General features: G+C 62.6%; 4 protein-coding genes and 1 rRNA gene. 3 read left to right on the top strand and 2 right to left on the bottom strand.

Translation table 11 applies throughout. From position 1 onward, the window contains the following. Positions 1–549 precede the first annotated feature (549 nt). The 3 genes from BPSG_RS07980 to BPSG_RS07970 all read left to right on the top strand — a co-directional run bounded on the left by BPSG_RS07980 (position 550) and on the right by BPSG_RS07970 (position 3,791). The gene (locus BPSG_RS07980; protein WP_080699315.1) at positions 550–1,218 is read left to right on the top strand and encodes a nitrilase-related carbon-nitrogen hydrolase; all 669 of its coding nucleotides are present in this window, start codon (positions 550–552) and stop codon (positions 1,216–1,218) included. Positions 1,219–1,292: 74 nt separating this feature from the next. Beyond that, complete coding sequence (locus BPSG_RS07975; RefSeq protein ID WP_080699313.1) at positions 1,293–2,405, top strand: hypothetical protein; 1,113 nt, start codon at positions 1,293–1,295, stop codon at positions 2,403–2,405. A 174-nt stretch (positions 2,406–2,579) separates the two neighbouring features. Then, entirely contained in the window at positions 2,580–3,791 is a 1,212-nt protein-coding gene (locus BPSG_RS07970) for a Fic family protein (RefSeq protein WP_236822953.1), read from the top strand. 73 nt (positions 3,792–3,864) lie between these two features. On the opposite strand, the gene BPSG_RS07965 is transcribed toward BPSG_RS07970, so the two are convergent. Together BPSG_RS07965 and rrf are read right to left on the bottom strand one after the other, a co-directional pair. After that, the gene (locus tag BPSG_RS07965; protein WP_026644260.1) at positions 3,865–5,316 is read right to left on the bottom strand and encodes an MFS transporter; all 1,452 of its coding nucleotides are present in this window, start codon (positions 5,314–5,316) and stop codon (positions 3,865–3,867) included. A gap of 215 nt (positions 5,317–5,531) precedes the next feature. Continuing rightward, positions 5,532–5,648 (bottom strand): 5S ribosomal RNA (rrf, locus tag BPSG_RS07960). Positions 5,649–5,758: the final 110 nt, after the last annotated feature.

Below are 5,758 nucleotides of genomic sequence, written 5' to 3'. Positions count from 1 at the left end.
TTCATCCTGAGCCAGAATCGAACCCTCCACAAAAAACCTTCATAGGAAAGCCAACAAACGGCTCTCAAAAAGAAAAAAAGACGGACCATCCAATAAGGAAGGACGGTCACACAAAAACCCCGACACCCATCAAACCCCCTCGGGTACCACACGGGCGGGCATCGGACTGGCAATCAAGAACCACAAGCCACACCCACACGGATGCGACCCATGGCAAGTAGTACAGTACACACTATTGAGTTCTCAAACCACCAAACACAGCCGGCGAACACACCGGGAACCAACCCCAGCCGCTCACCAACCGGCAGCAAGATGAATAACTTACACGAACCCCAACCAAAACGCAAACCCACCCCAACCACACACCCACAAAACCCAACAACCACAATGCTTCCACCGGCGTGTCGCACACACGCTACGCCCACGTCATACAGCACAACTCACTCCCCACAGCCGCACTAAGCTGGGCCTCACTACGACGCCTCACACATGCGAGCGCCGCCGCTGCAGCCCATATTCGGCAGCGGTCCATTCCAGGGAAGGGGCATCATGCCTGCAACACCAGCGTCATCATTCGGAGTGCCAAACAACGGGTTTGTGTCCGTGGCCACGATTTCTCCGGCGAGCACAGTCGCCGACCCCGCGCACAATGCCGACCTCTGCTACGAGAGGCTGCAGCGAGCGGCCAAACTCGGCGCGAAGGTCGTCGCGTTCCCCGAGGTCGTGCTCACGTCGTACATCGCCGACGGCCTGCTGTACCACAGCATCCTGTTGGAAAGCGCGGAACGCGAACTTGGCCGTCTTGTGGAACGCACGGCGGATCTGGATGTGCTGTTCTCGGTGGGCGTGCCGCTGTGCATCAACGGCAAGATCTACAACACCGTAGCCGTCTGCCACCGCGGACGCATCCTCGGCGTGGTGCCGAAGACGTTCATCCCCACCTACGGCGTGGATTTCGAAGGCCGATGGTTCCATCCGGGCCCGACGGACGTCACGGACATCACCGTGGCCGGGCAGGAGCATGTGCCGTTCGGTTCGCATCAGGTGTTCCGCTGCCGCCAGTTGCCGCAACTGTGTGTGGGGTACGAGATCTGCGAAGACATCTGGTCGCCCGAGCCGCCGTCAATCCGGCTCGCGTTGGCCGGCGCGACGGTCATCTGCAACGGCTCCGCGTCGAATGCGTCACTCGAGAAGGATCTCTCTACCGCCGCGGGCTGATCAGCGGGCAGAGCGCGCGCCTGCTGTGCTGCTATGCGTACTGTAGCTCCGGGCAGGGCGATTCGACGAGCGACGTGACGGTCGGCGGTCAAGAGATCATCGCCGAAAACGGCAGCGTGCTCGCACAGGCCCAGCCGTTCGGTGAGGGATTCGCCATCGCCGATGTGGACGTCGAAAACCTGTGGGGCGCGCGGCGCGGCATGTCGTCGTTCACAGTGGCGGCGAGCGCCGAGGCCGCCGGTTATCACGAGACCGTGTTCGACATGGACTTCCCCGAGCATCCGCTGCTGCGGCCGGTTCCGGCGCAGCCGTTCGTGCCCGAGGACGCGCGCGTGCACGACGACTGCTGCGACCTTGCGCTGACCATGCAGGCGCACGGCATGCTCGCGTTCCTGCACAACCGCGGCGCGAGCGCCATCACCGTGCTCGCCGAAGACACCGCGGTCGCGAACGCCGCGCTGGCCGTGCTCGCGGCCGCGCGCGCCGCTGACCTCGCGGGCATCGACCGCTCCGCCGTGCGCGTGCAGTTCCCGGGCGAGCACACCAAGACGCTGCTCGGCTCGCTCGCCGAGGCGCTCGGCTGCACGGTGAGCGATGCAGGGCAGCCGCCGTTCGCGAATCCCGCCGAAGCGCTTGTCAACCCGGTGGACATGACGGAACTCGCGCTCGGCGTGAGCGACTTCCCGCTCGACCTGTCGATGCAATACGCGGTGAACAGCCAGCTTGTACGTTCATTCGTGCCGCTGATCCTCGCCCGCGCCGCGCAGACCGCCGAAGACGGGCAGCTGTGCGCGGCGCTCGAACCGATCATCGCGCACAGCGATCCGCTGCATGTGCCGGAGCATGACCACTACGCGGCGCGCGGATTCGCGGACATCGCGCCCACCGAAGTCGAGGATTTCTTCATCGACGGATTTTTGCGCGCGCAGTACCGCCCGTCGAAGTCGTTCCGTCTGGCGCAGTGCGCATTCGGCTCCAAGTACAGCGACCGCGAGTTGCTCATGTGGATGCGCACGTTCTACGGGCGGTTCCTCGCGACGCAGTTCATGCGCCATGACCTGCCGGACGGACCGCGCATCGGTTCCGCCGGCCTCGCCCTGCGCGACGGGTTCATGATGCCCACGTATGCGCAGGGCGCGCTGTGGCTCGATGAGGTGGACGCCCTGCTCGCGCGGATCGGGGAATGATCGGAGCATCCTGACCCTGCCGCAAAGCGCGTATCGAACGTCGATTATCTGTAGTCATGATTCTCCATAGCTACAGATAATCGCCTATCTGTAGCTATAATGAATTGCCGGCAACACATAAGCCGACAATTGGCAGCGCGGTACCATCAGCTGCCAAGGCGAGAGGAGCAACACATGGACCCGTGGCACATCCCCGCCCTGCAACACACTTCGCATATGTGGCACATCGCCGAGGAGGCCCCCGTGTCACGCAGCCGACGGTCTCGGGGCAACGGCCCGTACGAATCCGCGGTTCCGATCACACTGAGCGACCTCACCCTTGATGTCCCTGCACCGCTCATGGCGCTGATTGAAGACGCCTCTGTGGCACTGGCGCAGTTCGACGGCATCGCCGCGCATCACCTTGGCGGGCAAATCCACACGTTGGGTCCCATGAGCGCGGTGCTGTTGCGCACCGAAGCCACGTCTTCATCGCAGATCGAGCATCTGACGGTCGGCGCGAAGAATCTGGCGATGGAGTTGCTCCACAAAGGCAACAGCGAAAATGCGGCCGTGGTCGTGGGCAATGTACGTGCCATGGAGTCCGCACTGCGATTGAGCGCCGACCTGAACGTGGAGAACCTTCTGTCCATGCACAAGGCGCTCCTTTCCTCCCAACCCGGATGGGAGCGCTACGCCGGCGCGTTCCGCACCCAATTGGTATGGGTGGGGACCGATTCATACACGCCGCGCGGCGCCTCGTTCGTGGGTCCACAACCGGAGCTGATCGACGCATGCATGGCCGATCTGGTGCTGTTCCTGCAGCGGGACGACATCCCGGTGCTTTTGCAATGCGCCTTGGCTCATGCCCAATTCGAGACGATTCACCCATTCGCAGATGGCAACGGACGTACCGGGCGCGCGCTGATCCACGCCATCTTGCGCAACAAAGGACTCGCAAGCCATATTGTGCCGCCGGTATCCGCGGGTCTGCTGCACGAAACCGACCAATACTTCGCAGCGCTTACCGCATTTCGTGAAGGTGACGCCGCGCCGCTTGTCAGCGTGTTCACCCAAGCCTGTCAATTCGCAGCGAGCAGCGGCACGGAGTTGATCACACAGCTGGAAGCCCAGCTTGCACATACAAAGCAGCTCCTTGCCGGAGTGCGTAGGGACGCCGCCGTCTGGCGCGTGGTGCCCCATCTCGCCGCCCAGCCCATCATCAATTCCCAGTATCTGCAATCTGCCGTAGGACTGACCAAACCACAGGCGGAGCGGGCATTGAAGACATTGGCGCGCGTAGGGGCGCTCACTGCCCGCAACAGCGCAAAGCGCAACGTGGTGTGGGAACATCGCGGCATCCTCGATGTGCTGGATGCGTATGCAGCAGGGTTGCGGCGGCAATGAGGGGGCTTTTCACGTGAAACACGGCCTCTCCGGATGGATCAGGCCGTGTTTCACGTGAAAAAGAATCCAGCTGTCATGCCGTTCGGCGCGCAGCGAAGGCGCGGATATTCGCCAAGAACGCGCCGAGGAGCACAACCAGTAGCACACTGAAGGCCACATGGCCACCACGCTGCGTGGCCGCCGCGAATGCGGCCTTGTCCGCCGTGATGCTGCGCCCGGCTTGCGCCACGCCCAGACAGATCGACATGACTGTGGTGCCGACGGCTCCGGCAAGCTGTTGGAACGTGCTGAACATGGCGTTGCCATCGGGCTGCATGCTCGCGGGAATCACGCTCATGCCGGCTGTCATCGTGTTCGGGTAGGCCATCGAGAAGCCAACCATGTACGCGATGTAGCCCACGCAGATCATCCACACACTCGCCGAGGGGCGTACCAGAAGCAGCATCAGCAGAATGCCGACAATAGCCAGCGCCATCGTGGAGAGAATCGGGCGCATCGGCCCAAACCGGTCAAGCAGCGCGCCCCCGACCGGCGCAAGCACAGCGCCGAGAAGCGCACCGGGCAGGATCAGCAGGCCGGCGACAGTGCTCGTGGCGCCAAAGCCCAGCTGCGAGAGATTCGGAATCAGATACCCAAAGCCGATGGTGACGCCCTCAAGCATCACATACGCCAGCAGATGCCAGCGGAACGGCACCGAGCGGAGCACGCCCATGTGGATAAGCGGGTCAGAGGAGCGCTTGCTCGCAACCGCGAACCACACCAGCGCGGCCACCGAAACCACCAGCAGCCCTATAGCGAGCAGCAGCGTGCCGATGGCGTTGTGTTCGTTGGCGGTCAGCGCCGTGATGGCACTGCCGAAACGGTCAAGAGCGAAGACAAACGCCACAAACCCTGCTATGAGCAGGATAAGCTGCGCCCAGTGGAAATGCACATGCTCCGTTGGGCGTGGCTGACGGATTGTCATGGTGCCGACGATTCCCGCGATGACAAGGAATGGGATCAGAATCGCGAACATCCAACGCCAGCCGATCGCAGCCACACCGACACCGCCCACAGTCGGGCCGAGCGCCGGGGCAATCGCGCAGACCATATTGCCGACGCCCATCAGCAGACCCAGACGTGACCGTGGGGACTGTTCGAGGATGATATTGAACATGAGCGGCAGCGCGACGCCCGTGCCAGCGCCCTGCAGGATGCGCGCGATCATGAGCATGGGGAAATTCACCGCAAGCGATGCGAGCAGCAAGCCTGCGATGCACAGCACAACCGCCGCGATGAACGACGTCTTCAGGGTGAAGCGATGGTTGAGGTACGACGACAGCGGCGTCACAATCGAGACGACGAGCAGATAGCCTGTGGTAAGCCACTGCACCATCGCCGTGCCGATGTGGAACTCCTCCATGAGGGTGGGGAACAACACGTTCGTCATCGTCTCCGTGAGGATGCCGATGAAGGCCATGAGTCCCGTCGCCACAATGGCGAGCAGCAGTTTGGGGTCCACACGCTCAGAGGCTGGCTGTGCCACTGACGTCTGGGCGTTGGAAGATGATGTTGAGGAATCGGAGCGGACGCGGTTGGGCATCGGTTGAGAAGCTGTTCCCAGCAAACCTTTCTTGGCCTGGACTGATTGCGGCCGTATCCGCGTTGCCAGGCGCTATGGATAGGCACGCCGCCTGCCTGTGCAAGGTGGCAGAATATGGCAAAGCCCACCGGGTTGGGGTGGGCTTTGTGTCAAGTGTGGTGCGGCGGTGTGCTACTCTCCCACACCCTGTCGGGTGCAGTACCATTGCCGTGCCAGGTCTTAGCTTCCGGGTTCGGAATGGGTCCGGGCGTCTCCCCTGGGCCATGGCCGCCGCAAGTCTTCAATTGTCAACCCGTGTGGGTTGGTTGTGTGGTTGTTTGGGGACCGGTGGGTGGACGCGACGCGTGTGTGTGTTCGTGACTGTCGACVAGTGTGTGGTTGGTCT

Origin of the sequence: Bifidobacterium pseudolongum subsp. globosum (assembly GCF_000741295.1) — a bacterium.
Lineage (GTDB): Bacteria > Actinomycetota > Actinomycetes > Actinomycetales > Bifidobacteriaceae > Bifidobacterium > Bifidobacterium globosum.
The sequence above is the reverse complement of the archived record's forward strand: the minus strand, read 5'-3'. Positions and strand labels throughout refer to the sequence as shown.